The following is a 236-nucleotide window of genomic DNA, read 5'->3' on the forward strand; positions in this document are numbered from 1 at the left end:
GGCCCAGCTGGCTTCAAACGCAAAGTGTTCTATTGGTGTACGCAGTACTACACAACCTACCAGATAACTTAAATAGAACAGCACCGGCATCGTCAGCGGGTTAGTTAGCCAAACCAAAGATACCGATAACGGCAGATTGACTCGCATCGGAATAGCGACAGCGGCTGAGGCGACCATTTGAAACGGGATTGGCATCCAGGCAAAAAATAGTCCGACAGCGAAAGCACCGCGGGCAG

Annotated in this window: 1 protein-coding gene; it reads right to left on the reverse strand. The window is 51.3% G+C overall.

All coding sequences use genetic code 11. The annotated features are described in order from the left end of the window. A partial coding sequence (locus tag R0J87_RS24640) for a DUF2062 domain-containing protein (RefSeq protein ID WP_498889665.1) occupies window positions 1-236 on the reverse strand: 236 nt, incomplete at both ends.

It is taken from the genome of Halomonas sp. SIMBA_159 (assembly GCF_046536035.1).
Taxonomy (GTDB): Bacteria; Pseudomonadota; Gammaproteobacteria; order Pseudomonadales; family Halomonadaceae; genus Vreelandella; species Vreelandella venusta_A.